This window comes from Vasconcelosia minhoensis LEGE 07310 (assembly GCF_015207255.1).
GTDB lineage: Bacteria > Cyanobacteriota > Cyanobacteriia > Phormidesmidales > Phormidesmidaceae > Vasconcelosia > Vasconcelosia minhoensis.
The window spans coordinates 51,919-66,287 of the sequence record NZ_JADEXG010000002.1 but is presented as its reverse complement, the minus strand read 5'-3'; the positions used below and the strand labels follow the sequence as shown (position 1 = coordinate 66,287).

The window sequence follows — 14,369 nt, the reverse complement described above, 5'->3', positions numbered from 1 at the left end:
TAGGACCCAGAAACCGACTGCGTCACCCTGGACTCTCTCCATGAAAACCGCACTTCATGTCCTTTCTCACGCTATTTTTTGGACCTGGAATCTAGGATTTCTAGGCTTTGTCTACCTGTTTGTTTTGCCTGAGACTGGTTTTGCCATTTTTCAGGCCCTGCAGGACGGTACGATTCCACCCACCTTAGTGATTAGCCTGATTGGTATTCTGGTGATTCCATTGGTATGTACCTTGGTGGGTGGGCTGCGGCTGCGGAAGCATCCCATTTTGCTGATGCGGCTGTTTTATGGGGTCGAAGCGCCACTGTTCGCCCTGTGTCTGCTGCGGCTGTTTTTGGTCCGTGAAATGACGCCGGCCAGCGGCTACCTTATGGGGCTGCTGGCGTTTAGCATGCTGATGTTTGCGGTCGAAATCCTCACCGGCTACGCGGCCTACAGGCGCAGCCTGGCCTGGGTGCAGATTGTCAGCCACAGTCTGATTCTGGTAATGGGTCTGTATGCCGGCGCGCTGCTGCTGCTGTATACCGTTCCAGCGCTGTGCGTCTTTTTGTACCACTTCTTCCAGTTTCAGTGGCTGTGGGGCGGATGGGCAATATTTCGGTATCCTTTTCAGTTATTTTTCTTGTTTCTCTTTGGCCTCAGCTGCCTGCTGTTTTTTGCCATGCCCTACGTCATGGCAAATTTCTACGTGCGCTCGTGGCTGCGGATTTTCAACGCATTTGGCAGGCAGCATGGCTATGGGCGCAGCTGGGGGGCAAGCGCGATCGCGCTTACGCTCAGCACGGTCATCTTTCTCGGTTTACAGCCTCAGCCTCAGGCCAAAGCCTTTGACCTGCTGGCTTCACCGCCGCAGACGGTCGAGGCGCGTCAGGCTCTACTCAATCAGTCTGGCCAAATTCGCGCGGGTCTGGTCAATGCCTACCTGTCGAACTATCGCTACCTGAGCCCTTGGGAAGACAGCAACCAGCTGCGGCAGATGTACATGAGCGTGTTTAGCCTGTCGAAGCCCGCCGCCCAGTTCTGGCAAAATCTGCACAACGGGCTGCTGTCCCCCTTCCTCTATCGCGGATCTGACAGTGATGTGAAAAAAGCGGCAGAGCTCTATGCCCAGTTCTTCGATGCACCGATTCAGAAAGCAGAGCGTCCGGCCATTCGCAGCGCCTTGCAGGCAACCGCTAACCGCGATGAGACTCAGGCCGGATTGCTTAATTTAGATCAAAAAGTGGTGCGCCTAGCCAGTCAGTCTGTCACCGTACAGGAGCAGGGCGACTGGGCCACGGTGGAGCTACATGAGCAATACGAGAATAAGACTGACCAGGTGCAGGAGATTTTCTACAGCTTTTCGCTGCCTGAGAGCGCGGTGATTACCGGCCTTTGGCTGGGCGAAACCGCAACGTCGCCGCGGTTTCAGTTCGTCGTCTCTCCCCGAGGGGCAGCTCAGCAGGTTTACCAGGCAGAAGTTGAGCGCAGTAAATGGACGGCCCCCACCGACCCAGCGCTGCTAGAGCAGGTGGGACCGCGCCAGTATCGGCTGCGAGTGTTCCCTATTCCCCAGGCGGTATCTGCTCAAGAGCCGGGGCAGCTGCACCTGTGGATGACCTATCAGGTGATGCAGAAGGATAGCGGCTGGCCCCTGCCTCAGCTGACGGAGAAGCGCAATATCTTCTGGACGGCGGAGACTGAGCACCTGCGGCCAGGTAAAGCCGCCGAGCTCTCTGAGGATAAGTGGTTTGAAGAGCAGATACCGGCTAGGAAGAAATCAGCAGTCGCGCATACTGTAGATCTGGCCGAAGGCTATCGGGTGACGGCGACGCCGCTGGCTGACCATTCGGCGCAGCTAAAAAATCAGCGTCTGGCGGTGATTCTGGATGGTTCTTACAGCATGGCGGCTCATTCTCAAGACCTGAAAAGAGCCTTTAGAGACCTGAAGCAGACCGCAGGCAATAATTCCCTTGATTTCTACCAAGCGACAACAGCCGGAATGTCTGCACCGACTCAGACGCTAAAGCAGTTTGAGCAGACGACATTTTACGGCAGCTTGCAACCCGCCGAGATATTGCAACAGTTCGCACAGCAGCGCCGCCAGACCTACGATGCGGTCCTGCTGATGACCGATGAGGGCAGCTATGAGCTGGCCGAGGAAACAGACCTGCCTACCCTTTCTGCGCCCCTATGGCTGGTGCATCTAGGGGGGAAACTTCCCAATGCCTATGAGGATAGTCTGCTAGAGGCAATTCAGACCAGCCGGGGCGGCATCGCCTCCGATATAGGGTCGGTTTTACAGCGAGTTTCTTCTGATTCGACAGGCGACGCAATTGATGGGTACGACTGGTCAGTGACAACCGTGAAACCGTCAGCAGAATCGGTCGAGACTTCCAACGCTGATGCCTTTGAACCACTTGCCGCCCGGCAGCTGGTGTTGCAGCAGAGCCGCAGCGCCGATATGACGCAGCTGGCGACGCTGGATGAGATTCACGCGATCGCAAAACGTACCGAAATTGTCACGCCCTATTCTTCAATGCTGGTATTGGTGGACGACCGCCAGCGCGATCTGTTGCGTGAAGCTGAGGCCAGCCGCGATCGCTTTGACCGAGAAGTCGAAGACGGCCAGGACGATCTGACCCAGCCCGGCAATCCGCTCAGTTCAGCGGCGTCCGTGCCTGAGCCAGGTCAGCTATTGGGATTAGGCGTCTTTGCTGTCGCCCTGATCTGGCTGAAGCGAAAGCAGCCCCGAGATCAGGACTGAGCGAACAGCGCAGGCAGCTGAAGGGTTGATCCAGTAGCTGCGGTTGTTGCCGTGATCGCACCCACTGACTCAAAGCCCCCAACAACGTTACTGAAGCTGATCAAAATTCTCAGCCGCAGTGCTCTGGTTCTGCAACCAAACCCTCAGCTCATTCACCCCAGAAACCTCTGCTAGAGCAGTTTCCAATAAAGCCAACTGCTCCAAGGATAGCGCCTGAACCTGCTCACTAATCTCAGCAGGTAGTTCACCCAGCTGTCCGCTCAGCTCTCGAAAAACTCTGGCACCCTCAGCCTGCTGATGTGACAGCCAGGATTCCAGCTCTGCCAAAGCTCCAAAGTCCAGCAGCGCCTCTCCTAGCGCCTCTATCTGTACTAGTGAAAGCCTCGCTAGCTGAGCTCGGCTGACTTCAGGCAAAGTTCCCAATCGCCGAGTCAGCTGCCGCTGGATCAGCGCGACCGCTTCCTGCCGTCGGCCTTCCTGGCGTCCCTCCTGGCGTCCCGCGCGCCGCCCCTCAGCGATGATGTCCTGATAGATTACCGACTCCTGCATCGTTTCCTTCCTCAAAGCCTGCTGAATCAACCCCTTGTCCAATACTAGCCCAGCTAAAGTCGCCCCACAGGATTAGCGCGTCGGCTCAGATGGGCTCTAGGGAAAGCTCAGAAGGGCTGAGCTTGCTCAGAGTGACTGACTCACCGAGCAGCCAGCTGGCAAAGTCTGCCGAAAAGGTCTCGGCCAGGAACTTACAGACGGTGTCGAACATGAGCGAGATGCTATCCTACTCAGCTAGGTCATCCCTGACATACAAGCTGGATTGATAGGTATTCTCAGTCTCGGCTGGCTCGGTTAGGAAACTCATGGCCTCGCCGCACCAGGTCATCCAGGCCATCTCATGGCGGATGCCTGCTCTCAAAGTTAGGAACTGAAACCGACGGGCTTCTGAAAGCTGGGCGGGGTCGGAAAAATGCTGCTGGGCAATGGCCTGATAGCCTTCGAGCTTGGCGCGGTGCTGCTGATAGTGCTCTTTCAGCTTTTGCAAAATCGTTTCTCGCGGTGCGATGTGCCCGGAGAACAGCTTTACCAGCAGGTCATCTTTGACCGGGCTGACCTCGGCTGGCTGAGCAATCCACTCCTGGAGCAGCGCTTTGCCTGTAGCGGTAATGGAATACAGCTTTTTATTCGGGCGACCGTCCTGCTCTATTTTTTCAGCCGTGATCTGGCCCTCCGCTTCCAGTCTGGACAGCTCACGGTAGATCTGCTGATGGCTAGCGTTCCAGAAAAAGCCCACTGAGCCGTCAAACCGCTTGGCTAGGTCATAGCCGCTGCAGGGGCACTCGATCAGTGCTGCCAATATTGCATGGGAAAGCGCCATAGGATGAGACTAGGTGACTATGCATCTATTAGCATAGTCGAAGTTGGGGATCGTTAAAAAAGCTGACTATGTCGGGCTGAACTGCCCGGGTCGGTCGCAAAAGCAGTATCTTTTTGAAAAGTATGCTTTTTTGATCCCAGTCGCTGACCTTCCTTAAAATGGCACAATCTTCCAGCATAGAATCGGTCCTGCAAGAGCAGCGAGTCTTTCCGCCTTCGGCAGAATTTGCTCAGCAGGCCCGCATATCGAGTATGGCCGCCTATCAGGCCCTCTATGACAAAGCCGCTGCCGACCCCGCCGCTTTTTGGGCTGAGCTGGCGGAGCAGGAGCTCGACTGGTTTAAGAAGTGGGACACAGTGCTCGACTGGCAGCCGCCCTTTGCCAAATGGTTCGTCGGCGGCCAGCTAAATATTTCCTATAACTGCCTCGACCGCCATCTGACCACCTGGCGGCGGAATAAAGCGGCGCTGATCTGGGAAGGCGAACCCGGCGACTCACGCACGCTGACCTATGCTCAGCTGCACCGCGAAGTGTGCCAGATGGCGAACGTGCTCAAGTCGCTAGGCGTGCAGAAGGGCGATCGCGTCGGTCTCTACATGCCGATGATCCCGGAGGCCGCGATCGCGATGCTAGCCTGCGCTCGAATTGGCGCACCGCATACCGTCATTTTTGGCGGCTTTAGCGCCGAGGCCCTGCGCGATCGGCTCAACGATGCCGAAGCAAAAGTGGTGATTACGGCGGATGGCGGCTTTCGTAAGGACAAAGCAGTTGCGCTCAAGCCCGCCGTCGATCAGGCGCTCGAAGATGACAGCGTGCCCTCGGTGCAGCATGTCCTGGTCGTGAAGCGTACCGGAGCTGAGGTGGACTGGTCTGAAGGCCGCGATGTCTGGTGGCATGAGGTGCAGCCCACCGTCTCTGCGAACTGCCCCGCCGAGCCGATGGACAGCGAAGATATGTTATTTATCCTCTACACCAGCGGCACCACTGGTAAGCCCAAGGGGGTCGTCCATACCACCGGCGGCTACAACCTCTACACCCACCTCACCTTTAAGTGGACCTTTGACATTCAAGACACCGACGTCTACTGGTGCACCGCCGACGTCGGCTGGATTACCGGCCACAGCTACATTGTCTACGGGCCGCTGTCAAACGGGGCCACCAGCCTGATGTATGAAGGTGCGCCGCGACCGTCCAATCCAGGCTGCTTCTGGGACGTGGTGGAAAAATACGGCGTCAGCCTGTTCTATACGGCTCCGACGGCCATTCGCGCCTTTATCAAAATGGGCGACCAGCTGCCCCAGGCGCGGGATCTGTCTTCCCTGCGGATTTTGGGCACGGTGGGCGAGCCAATCAACCCCGAAGCCTGGATGTGGTACCACCGCGTCATCGGTGGCGGTCGCTGCCCCATCGTCGATACCTGGTGGCAAACGGAGACCGGCGGCTTCATGCTGACGCCGCTGCCAGGCGCGACGCCGACCAAGCCTGGATCTGCTACTAAACCTTTTCCCGGCATTCAGGCCGATATTGTAGACAGCGAAGGCAATCCGGTCGGTGATAACGAAGGCGGCTATCTCGTCGTCAGACATCCCTGGCCCAGCATGATGCGAACGGTCTACGGAGACGACGACCGCTTTCGCCGCACCTACTGGGAGCACATTCCACCCAAGGATGGGCAGTATCTCTACTTTGCTGGGGACGGTGCCCGGAAGGACAAAGATGGTTACTTTTGGGTAATGGGTCGGACTGACGACGTGCTGAACGTTTCGGGGCACCGCCTGGGCACCATGGAAATTGAGTCGGCGCTAGTCTCCCATCCAGCCGTAGCTGAGGCAGCCGTGGTCGGGCGCAAGGATGAGGTCAAGGGAGAGGACGTGTACGCTTTTGTGACCTTAGAGGGCACTTACTCTCCCAGCGACGATCTCAAGGCCGAACTGAAGCAGCATGTGGTGAATGAGATTGGCGCGATCGCGCGTCCCGGCGAAATCCAGTTCACCGACGCCCTACCCAAAACCCGCTCGGGCAAAATCATCCGCCGCTTCCTGCGCAACCTAGCCAGCGGCGAAGCGGTTGTTGGCGATGCCACGACAATGGAGGACCAGAGCGTTCTGGAGAAACTACGCCAGGGGGCGTAAGGAAAAACTCCGCCAAGGAGCTTAGTTCCTGTAGGATGCGTTGCTGCTAAGCAAACGCATCCCATAACTTCATCCACCCCAAAGCTGCTTCACTACATCCCAGCGAGAGCAGTCCCAATAGTCAATATGGGCTTCCACTAGCCCCTGCGTATTCAGCCTGAGCTCAGTCCTGCCGGGAATGGAAATGCGCGGTTTCCAGAAGGTCGGCGCGGTGAAGTGGAGCGTCCAGCGAGTCGTAATCCGGTCGGCGACGGGGCGCTCGATCTCGTGGAGCTCCATGTGGGTATCGATAAACCACTGTTCGATAAAGCCGATCATCTGCCGGTAGCGATCGCGCCCCTTAAAATGATTCAGCGGATCTTTGAACTTCACGTCGGGGGTGTAGAGTTCGTAGCTCTGATTCTGGGGAAAGCGGCTGTAGTCTTGCCTGAGCTGTTCGACGATATCCATATTGGTACTCTACAGAATCTCTGGATTAGCCACGTCAACTTCGGGCCAGAGCCGCTCCAGCTGACGCCGCCAGGCGCTGAGGGCGTTCTGCTGATATTCGCCTTCGCCCATTTCGCCCATCACCCCTTCGGCGTAAAAGCGGTCGAGCGTTTGCATCGTCGTTTCTAGAGACTGGCCCTGGAGCTTGGCCGCGACGATGATCTTACGGATTTGGCCCTCAACCATCTGGTTAAAGAAAATTTCAATTCCGCCCTGCTTCAGCTTCAGCAGCTGCGCCGTCGCGGCTTCTAGCTGAGCCGGTTGCAGCGTTGCCAGGTCGTGCTGAAAAACGCCCCAGAGCAAGTCTTCGTAGAGCGCATAGCGGGTCTCCTGGGTGAGGTCAAAATTAGATTCTAAAATCTGGCTGAGAAAGGGCAGCGCGTCAGCCGCGGGCGTAATCGGGATCAGCGCCCGTAGCCAGCTGCCGTCGGCGGACAGCAGCAGCAGCCGATAGTCGTCGGTTTCCACCTGCCAGGAATCGGCAGAGGGCTGCTCATAGCGATCGCCAAACTGGGTTTGTAAAAAGTGATTGATATCGTCAGGAGTCATCGTGAACGCTCAAAAGCGAGCGGCAAAGGGCCTAGCTTTACCGTAGCAGGCCCCAAGCGCAAAGGCGGACTGTCGTTAAACAATCCGCCTTTGGCATGAGGGCAGGAAGTCTGTCACCTTTTAAATGACAGCGTCCTAGTTAGCTTTGTCAGCTGGGCGTTAGTAGTCGAAGTCGCCCATGCCAGCCCCAGCGCCAGCGCCGGCAGCTTCAGGCTCGGGCTTGTCAACCACAATGCACTCGGTCGTCAGCACCATCGCCGCGATCGAAGCCGCATTTTGCAGCGCCGAACGAGTCACTTTGGCCGGGTCTACGATCCCCGCTTCCAGCATATCGACAAAGGTATTGTCAGCCGCGTTGTAGCCCACGTTGAAGTCTTTCTCCTTCACCCGTTCGGCAATCACCGCGCCGTTTTGACCAGCGTTTTGGGCAATTCGCCGCAGCGGTGCAGACAGCGCCCGGGTGACGATCATCGCCCCGACCAGTTCTTCACCTTCCAGGTTGCTGGTGGCCCAGTCCTCTAGGCCAGGGGATAGGTGGGCCAGCGTGGTGCCGCCGCCGGGGACGATGCCTTCTTCCACGGCCGCTTTCGTCGCGTTGATCGCATCTTCCAGCCGCAGCTTCCGGTCCTTCATTTCGGTCTCGGTAGCTGCGCCGACTTTGATCACGGCTACACCACCGGAGAGCTTGGCCAGTCGCTCTTGCAGCTTTTCCTTGTCGTAACTCGACTCGGTTTCCTCAATCTGGCGACGAATTTGGTCACAGCGAGACTTGACCGCGCTTTCGTTGCCTTCGGCAACGAGGGTGGTGTTGTCCTTAGTAATGGTGATCCGCCGGGCCTGACCGAGCATTTCCGGGCGCACGGTGTCTAGCTTGAGACCGGCTTCTTCGGTAATCACCTGACCACCGGTGAGGACGGCAATGTCTTCCAGCATCGCCTTACGCCGATCGCCAAAGCCAGGAGCTTTAACGGCGGCAACATTCAGCACGCCGCGCAGGCGATTGACCACCAGGGTGGCCAGCGCCTCTTTCTCAATGTCTTCAGAAATAATCAGCAGCGGCTTGCCCGAGCGAGCGACCTGCTCCAGCACCGGTACCAGATCCTGAACTAGGGCGATTTTCTTATCGGTGAGCAGAATGTAGGGCTCGTCAAAAACGGCTTCCATCCGCTCGGGGTCGGTGACAAAGTAGGGCGAGATGTAGCCCTTGTCGAAGCGCATCCCTTCGGTAATTTCCAGCTCAGTCGTCATCGACTTGCCTTCTTCTAGGGAAATGACGCCTTCACGGCCCACTTTTTCCATGGCGCTGGCGATCATTTCGCCGACTTCGGCGTCGTTACCGGCAGAGATCGTCCCCACCTGGGAAATTGCGGTTGAATCGCCAACGGGCTGGGCTTTTTCAGCAATCCGCTCAACCAGGTAAGCGGTAGCCTTTTCAATCCCCCGGCGGAGGGAAATGGCATTGGCGCCAGCGGCGACATTGCGCATGCCTTCTTTGACGATCGCGTGGGCCAACACGGTTGCCGTCGTCGTTCCATCTCCGGCTGAGTCGTTCGTCTTCGATGCGGCCTGGCGGATCAGCGCGACGCCGGTATTCTCAACGTTATCTTCGAGCTCGATCTCTTTGGCGATAGTGACGCCGTCATTGATGATCTGAGGGGCGCCAAACTTTTTCTCTAGAACGACGTTGCGGCCTTTGGGACCCAGCGTCACGGCGACCGCCTCGGTCAGAATGTCCATGCCTCTTTCGAGCGCACGGCGGGCGTTTTCGTTGTAAATGATGCGTTTAGCCATAGGTATTGCAAAGGGTGAAGGGACAGCGGAATAGAGTTAACAGCGGGTTAAGACACAATGGCCAGGATGTCTTTCTCAGACAGCAGGACGTACTCGTCGCTGCCGAGCTTGATGTCGGTACCGGCGTATTTGGAATAGAGCACCTTGTCACCGACGCTGATGTCCGGCTTCTGACGACTGCCGTCATCGTTTAACTTGCCAGGGCCAACGGCGGTGATTTCGCCGACCTGCGGCTTTTCTTTAGCCGAGTCCGGCAGTAGGATTCCGCCAGCGGTCATTTCTTCGGACGCGCTGACTTTAACGAAGACGCGATCGCCCAGGGGCTTGACGTTAGAAACGCTCAAAGATACGGCTGCCATACAATTTCTTCTCCGGAAATTTTAAAAACTAAAGAGGTTCACACAGGGTGCCAGACCTGACGCTGCCTGACGCGGGTTGGCCTGGCACTAAAACATCCCCCGGTCTGCTGACCTGGCCAGGCCCCAATTCAGACACCCGCGATCGCAGCAATTCCCAAGGGATATTTGAGGAAACGTCGGGCAGAGTTAGCACTCTCTGCCTACGAGTGCTAATTTATCGAAACTGGGACGCGATCGCAACAGCTAGCCGAGTACGGGTTCCCGAACTCAAGCGCTTTTACCTCTGCCATAAAAGCGGGTGTTCACTCAGGCCAAACTCAGGGCTCGCTCGTTGCGCTGCAAAGGGTCATCTAGTGATACTCTGGAATGTGGCATTTGTTCATAACTCAAGCCACCGTTGCTCAATCTTAAGACAAGGCGCAGGCATGGTCACCACTGCAAAAAAGACGAATACTGGCTACATCACTCAAGTCATCGGCCCGGTTTTAGACATTAAGTTTCCGAGCGGCAATCTGCCCCAAATCTACAACGCACTGAAGATTACCGGGACCAATCCTGCGGGTCAAGATGTTTCTGTGACCTGCGAGGTTCAGCAGCTCCTCGGCGATGGCCAGGTCCGCGCCGTTTCGATGAGCTCTACTGACGGCCTGGTCCGTGGCATGGAAGCCATCGATTCCGGTGCCCCGATCAGTGTCCCTGTCGGCAAAGCAACGCTAGGGCGAATTTTTAACGTACTGGGTGAACCCATCGACCAGAAAGGCCCGGTTGATCAAGAAAGTACCTCGCCCATTCACCGCGATGCCCCAAGCCTGACTGACCTGGAAACCAAGCCTGCGGTTTTTGAGACCGGGATTAAGGTGGTTGACCTGCTTGCGCCCTATCGACGCGGCGGTAAGGTTGGCCTGTTCGGCGGGGCCGGCGTAGGCAAAACGGTGCTGATTCAGGAGCTGATCAACAATATTGCTAAGGAGCACGGCGGCGTGTCGGTGTTCGGCGGCGTGGGCGAGCGCACCCGCGAGGGCAACGACCTCTACAACGAGTTTATTGAGTCTGGCGTGATTAACGCCGACGACCTGGGCCAGTCCAAAGTTGCCCTGGTCTACGGGCAGATGAACGAGCCCCCTGGAGCCCGAATGCGGGTAGGGCTATCGGCGCTGACCATGGCCGAGCATTTTCGCGATGTCAACAAGCAGGATGTACTGCTGTTCATCGACAACATTTTTCGCTTTGTGCAGGCCGGTTCTGAGGTGTCGGCTCTGCTCGGGCGGATGCCCTCGGCGGTGGGCTACCAGCCGACCCTGGGGACGGACATGGGTGACCTGCAGGAGCGGATTGCTTCGACCAATGAGGGGTCGATTACTTCGATTCAAGCGGTCTATGTGCCCGCTGACGACCTTACCGACCCAGCCCCGGCTGCTACCTTTGCCCACCTGGATGCAACCACAGTACTCTCTCGGGGGCTTGCCTCTAAGGGCATCTATCCTGCGGTTGACCCGCTAGACTCGGCTTCAACCATGCTCCAGCCTGACATTGTGGGCGAAGAGCACTATCAGACGGCGCGAAACATTCAGTCCACATTGCAGCGTTACAAAGAGCTGCAGGACATCATTGCTATTCTGGGACTGGATGAACTCTCCGAGGATGATCGTAAGACCGTAGCCCGAGCCCGCAAAATTGAGAAGTTTCTCTCTCAGCCCTTTTTCGTCGCTGAGGTCTTTACCGGCATGTCCGGCGAATATGTCACATTAGAAGAGAGCATTCGGGGCTTCAATATGATCCTAAACGGTGAGCTCGACGATATTCCTGAGCAGGCGTTTTATCTCAAAGGCAGCATCGACCAGGTCATGGCCGCAGCCGAAAAGCTCAAGAGCGAAGAGTAAGGAACTTGCTGTCCAGACTCTGGCCAGCGCCTTACGATGCCAAACTATTGTGTTGAGTCAAGACGATGACCCTAACTGTACGCGTGGTCGCTCCCGACAAAACCGTGTGGGACGCCCAGGCTGAAGAAGTGATTTTGCCCAGTACGACCGGCCAGCTCGGCATTTTGGGTGGCCATGCGCCGCTGCTGACAGCGCTGGATATCGGCGTGATGCGAGTCCGGGCGGAAAAAGACTGGACGCCGATTGCCCTGATGGGCGGTTTTGCCGAAGTGGAGAGCGATGAGGTGACTATCCTCGTCAACGGGGCCGAACGCGGTGACAGCATTGACCGCAGCCAGGCCGAAGCGGCCTACCAGTCGGCTCAAACCAAGATGGAAAACGTTTCCGGTGACGATCGCCAGGCCGTGATTCAGGCAACCCAAGCCCTGAAAAGAGCGCGGGCTCGCTTCCAAGCTGCCGGTGGTATGGCCTAAACCCTATCCAATACAGAAACCCATATAGAAATCCCCACCATCTTGAACGGTGGGGATTTCTATATGGGGGATAGGGCAGAAGCTCAGACTCTCCAGCCGTGGCCGCTATTTCAAGATAGGTGCTATGAGCTACCGGTAAAGGCAACTTCAGGGAACTTGGCCTGAGCTTCAGTCATCGGGCGACCTTTCCCCTCTTCCTGCCAATAGTTGATAATTTCGGTTGCCTTGTTAAGCAGCTCTACTCGCTCTGCTTCTGCAATCCAAGACTTAGACTCAAGCTCAGTCTTCATCTGCTCCCAGGCATCATGGCGAGGCCAGAAGTAGTAAGAAGTCAAAGGGCTGGTTCCTTTCCCAACCACCTGGTCAACCGCCAGGGCGACATCCTTATCCAGCCATAAAACCTTTAGCATAAACCGAGGTTCTGCAGACTCTACAGGTGCTACGGGCTCCAAACGAAAACCTCCAAAATGTCCTAATTTCATAAATTAGGTAAACTACAGTCTCTAATATTAGCATAGCTATATCGCCGCTTGCGCAATCTTAAATGGCCAAAAAGCAAAAGTTTCCCCACCTGGTCGGGTCTAAATGGACTGCCCAGCAAACGACGCTGGGCTGGCGCCACTTTCAGGTTGTCAATCGAAAAAATCAGGGAAAATGGGTCTTTGCAGAACTCGTTGCGGCCTGCGATCCTCAGGTCCGCTTCTGGCTCAATGCAAGTATCCTCAAGAACAGGCAGCTCTGGCAGGCGGGCTGGCAAAGGCTGGCGAATCTTGAGACCTCAGAAGTCATACCCGAGTCATGCCCGAATGAGGTGCATCGAACAAATACGCCGACGTTACGGTCTAAATAGAGAGATCATATTACAATCAAAATAGTGGCTCAGGCAATAATGGAGCTGATAACGACTGTTTAGCAGTCTAGATGCTCTCGAGCTTTGGCTATCAGTTAGCTCAGCAAACCTAGCTCAGCAAGTCTGCTAGACCAATTGCTATCTGCTTTGACTTAAGGCTGGGTCCCAACGTAAGGCCGATTATTTTATCCCACAGCGACTATGCTACACCTGCTCTATATCCTCGCGTTTACGGTTCTGGCGGTTCTGGCCGTCTCCAACCTGATCCGCAATCTCGTGAATCTGGGTATCGAAGCTCGGCGACCCAGCGGGACGTCTGGCAGCAGACGATCCGACAGTAGTCGGCCTGTGCCCCACCCTGAGCTGCTCGACGACGCTGGTCGAGTGATTGACGAGCCGCTGCTGGTGATGCGCTCTGTCTCGATTAAAGATGCCCGCGACCAGCTTGATGCGATGTATGACGCCTCTGGCACAGACGAGCACGAAGACTAGGAATTGCGCCAGAATTTTGGCAATGCTCGGTCTTTAGCCTATGCTCCTCGGCCGATATAGTAGTGCGAGCCAACTAGCGTTACCACCTGGTCATAGAGTTTTTCTAGCTGCGTGATGTTTTTACTGAGGGTATAGCGAGCCAACACCCGCTCACGTGCTTTTTGGCCTAGCAGCAGTCTGAGTTCGGGCTGGTCTCTAAACAGGGTCAGAATAGTCTGAAGCCGAGTAGAAACATGCTGCGTATCTAAGATGATGCCGGCCCCCTGACCCAATACTTCGCCATCGGCCCCGGCATCTGTCGCAGCGCAGGCGACGCCGCAGGCCATCGCTTCGAGGAGTGACAGCGATAGTCCTTCGACCAGCGACGGCAGAATAAAACCATCGGCGCCGCGCAAGATTTCGATGCGACGGGCTTCATTCGCGACAAAGCCCAGCCAGATAATATTGCTATCGGGATAAAAGGCCCGTAGAGATGCCTGAATTGGACCGCTACCGACAATGACCAGCTTATCTTCAGACCCCATTTTAGCTAGCCGCCAGCCTTTCAGCAGCGACTCCACATTCTTCTCAATGGCCAACCGTCCCTGATAGAGGTAAAGCTGCCTGGCCTTGAGCTCGGCCTTAATACGCGAAGGCCCGGGCGAATATTTGGCGGCGTCAACGCCGTTGGGAATCACGGCAACCTGGCTGCTGGGAACGCCGAGTTTGACCAGCAAATCCTGCTGAAGCTGCGAAAAGACGATAACGCGGTCGTAGTGAGCCAGGCAGGAGGCATAGAGCTGATAGGTGAGATGCTGGGTGCTCGAAGTCAGATTGCGTCGCTTTCGATCGAAGGCGGGATGAAAGGTGGCAACGAGGGGAATCCCCAGCTCTTGACAGATTTCGGGCAGCTTGAAATCGAGCGGCGATAGGATCAGCGAGGCATGGACGACGTCGGGCTTGAGCTTGCGCAGAGTCTCGAACAGCAGCCGACCCGAGCGCCAGGATGGAATGGTTAAGATTTGAGACTTGAAAATGAAGGGTAGCGAAACTTCTTCGTAGGCCGTGTGATCTTCAGGGGTATCTTCAGCCTGAGCAAAGTGTAAAAAGGTGACCCGGTAACCCCGGTCTAGTAGAGCATTGGTAATCTCTCGACCATAGGTCACGTTGCCGCAAAAGGGCGATTTTTTACCAAGCCACGCAATATGCATTTAGAGGCCAATAACCAAACGAGTTAAAGATATAGCGCTCATAAATCGG

General features: G+C 56.3%; 14 protein-coding genes and 1 pseudogene. 6 read left to right on the top strand and 9 right to left on the bottom strand.

From position 1 onward, the window contains the following. The first annotated feature begins 40 nt into the window (after nt 1–40). Nucleotides 41–2,746 carry a TIGR02921 family PEP-CTERM protein gene (locus tag IQ241_RS01330; protein ID WP_193904616.1) on the top strand — a complete coding sequence of 902 codons (2,706 nt, stop codon included), beginning with the start codon at nt 41–43 and terminating at the stop codon, nt 2,744–2,746. Nucleotides 2,747–2,833: 87 nt separating this feature from the next. Here IQ241_RS01330 and IQ241_RS25290 read toward each other — a convergent pair whose 3' ends face one another. The 3 genes and pseudogenes from IQ241_RS25290 to IQ241_RS01320 form a co-directional block, all read right to left on the bottom strand. After that, the gene (locus IQ241_RS25290) at nt 2,834–3,295 is read right to left on the bottom strand and encodes a DUF4351 domain-containing protein (RefSeq protein ID WP_228021264.1); all 462 of its coding nucleotides are present in this window, start codon (nt 3,293–3,295) and stop codon (nt 2,834–2,836) included. Between the two features lie 88 nt (nt 3,296–3,383). Further along, nucleotides 3,384–3,506, bottom strand: a pseudogene (locus tag IQ241_RS25930) (Rpn family recombination-promoting nuclease/putative transposase); the annotation flags it as partial. Nucleotides 3,507–3,521: 15 nt separating this feature from the next. Further along, entirely contained in the window at nt 3,522–4,115 is a 594-nt protein-coding gene (locus IQ241_RS01320; RefSeq protein WP_193904615.1) for a PadR family transcriptional regulator, read from the bottom strand. A gap of 158 nt (nt 4,116–4,273) precedes the next feature. Between IQ241_RS01320 and acs the strand changes: the two genes are divergently transcribed. Continuing rightward, nucleotides 4,274–6,247, top strand: coding sequence for an acetate--CoA ligase (acs, locus tag IQ241_RS01315; RefSeq protein WP_193904614.1), 1,974 nt, complete (start codon nt 4,274–4,276; stop codon nt 6,245–6,247). A gap of 69 nt (nt 6,248–6,316) precedes the next feature. Here acs and IQ241_RS01310 read toward each other — a convergent pair whose 3' ends face one another. The 4 genes from IQ241_RS01310 to groES all read right to left on the bottom strand — a co-directional run bounded on the left by IQ241_RS01310 (nt 6,317) and on the right by groES (nt 9,435). Beyond that, nucleotides 6,317–6,697, bottom strand: coding sequence for a DUF2358 domain-containing protein (locus IQ241_RS01310; RefSeq protein ID WP_193904613.1), 381 nt, complete (start codon nt 6,695–6,697; stop codon nt 6,317–6,319). 9 nt (nt 6,698–6,706) lie between these two features. Then, complete coding sequence (locus tag IQ241_RS01305) at nt 6,707–7,285, bottom strand: hypothetical protein (protein WP_193904612.1); 579 nt, start codon at nt 7,283–7,285, stop codon at nt 6,707–6,709. Nucleotides 7,286–7,444: 159 nt separating this feature from the next. Continuing rightward, nucleotides 7,445–9,076, bottom strand: coding sequence for a chaperonin GroEL (groL, locus tag IQ241_RS01300; protein WP_193904611.1), 1,632 nt, complete (start codon nt 9,074–9,076; stop codon nt 7,445–7,447). A 47-nt stretch (nt 9,077–9,123) separates the two neighbouring features. Then, complete coding sequence (groES, locus tag IQ241_RS01295) at nt 9,124–9,435, bottom strand: co-chaperone GroES (protein ID WP_193904610.1); 312 nt, start codon at nt 9,433–9,435, stop codon at nt 9,124–9,126. A 425-nt stretch (nt 9,436–9,860) separates the two neighbouring features. Between groES and atpD the strand changes: the two genes are divergently transcribed. Beyond that, nucleotides 9,861–11,315, top strand: a complete 1,455-nt coding sequence (gene atpD, locus IQ241_RS01290; RefSeq protein WP_193904609.1) for a F0F1 ATP synthase subunit beta — start codon at nt 9,861–9,863, stop codon at nt 11,313–11,315. Between the two features lie 65 nt (nt 11,316–11,380). Continuing rightward, nucleotides 11,381–11,788 (top strand): ATP synthase F1 subunit epsilon, encoded by a 408-nt coding sequence (gene atpC, locus IQ241_RS01285; RefSeq protein WP_193904608.1) that lies wholly within the window; start codon nt 11,381–11,383, stop codon nt 11,786–11,788. Nucleotides 11,789–11,910: 122 nt separating this feature from the next. On the opposite strand, the gene IQ241_RS01280 is transcribed toward atpC, so the two are convergent. Further along, the gene (locus IQ241_RS01280) at nt 11,911–12,240 is read right to left on the bottom strand and encodes a 30S ribosomal protein PSRP-3 (RefSeq protein ID WP_265579867.1); all 330 of its coding nucleotides are present in this window, start codon (nt 12,238–12,240) and stop codon (nt 11,911–11,913) included. Between the two features lie 92 nt (nt 12,241–12,332). Here IQ241_RS01280 and IQ241_RS01275 point away from each other — a divergent pair, with 92 nt between their 5' ends. Next, nucleotides 12,333–12,638, top strand: a complete 306-nt coding sequence (locus tag IQ241_RS01275) for a TIGR02450 family Trp-rich protein (protein ID WP_193904606.1) — start codon at nt 12,333–12,335, stop codon at nt 12,636–12,638. Between the two features lie 201 nt (nt 12,639–12,839). Continuing rightward, nucleotides 12,840–13,130: a DUF2973 domain-containing protein gene (locus IQ241_RS01270; RefSeq protein ID WP_193904605.1), complete on the top strand. Its 291-nt coding sequence runs from the start codon at nt 12,840–12,842 to the stop codon at nt 13,128–13,130. Between the two features lie 38 nt (nt 13,131–13,168). Here the strand turns inward: IQ241_RS01270 and IQ241_RS01265 are convergent, their stop codons facing one another. After that, a complete protein-coding gene (locus IQ241_RS01265) occupies nt 13,169–14,320 on the bottom strand; it encodes a glycosyltransferase family 4 protein (protein ID WP_193904604.1) in 1,152 nt (383 codons plus the stop codon). Nucleotides 14,321–14,369: the final 49 nt, after the last annotated feature.

Bases quoted from the DNA above. Each gene is read 5' to 3' on its own strand.
- IQ241_RS01310 (WP_193904613.1), bottom strand. From the start codon at position 6,697: ATGGATATCGTCGAACAGCTCAGGCAAGACTACAGCCGCTTTCCCCAG.
- IQ241_RS01275 (WP_193904606.1), top strand. From the start codon at position 12,333: ATGGCCAAAAAGCAAAAGTTTCCCCACCTGGTCGGGTCTAAATGGACT.
- groL (WP_193904611.1), bottom strand. From the start codon at position 9,076: ATGGCTAAACGCATCATTTACAACGAAAACGCCCGCCGTGCGCTCGAA.
- IQ241_RS25290 (WP_228021264.1), bottom strand. From the start codon at position 3,295: ATGCAGGAGTCGGTAATCTATCAGGACATCATCGCTGAGGGGCGGCGC.
- IQ241_RS01330 (WP_193904616.1), top strand. From the start codon at position 41: ATGAAAACCGCACTTCATGTCCTTTCTCACGCTATTTTTTGGACCTGG.
- groES (WP_193904610.1), bottom strand. From the start codon at position 9,435: ATGGCAGCCGTATCTTTGAGCGTTTCTAACGTCAAGCCCCTGGGCGAT.
- acs (WP_193904614.1), top strand. From the start codon at position 4,274: ATGGCACAATCTTCCAGCATAGAATCGGTCCTGCAAGAGCAGCGAGTC.
- IQ241_RS01305 (WP_193904612.1), bottom strand. From the start codon at position 7,285: ATGACTCCTGACGATATCAATCACTTTTTACAAACCCAGTTTGGCGAT.
- IQ241_RS01320 (WP_193904615.1), bottom strand. From the start codon at position 4,115: ATGGCGCTTTCCCATGCAATATTGGCAGCACTGATCGAGTGCCCCTGC.
- IQ241_RS01270 (WP_193904605.1), top strand. From the start codon at position 12,840: ATGCTACACCTGCTCTATATCCTCGCGTTTACGGTTCTGGCGGTTCTG.
- atpD (WP_193904609.1), top strand. From the start codon at position 9,861: ATGGTCACCACTGCAAAAAAGACGAATACTGGCTACATCACTCAAGTC.
- IQ241_RS01265 (WP_193904604.1), bottom strand. From the start codon at position 14,320: ATGCATATTGCGTGGCTTGGTAAAAAATCGCCCTTTTGCGGCAACGTG.
- atpC (WP_193904608.1), top strand. From the start codon at position 11,381: ATGACCCTAACTGTACGCGTGGTCGCTCCCGACAAAACCGTGTGGGAC.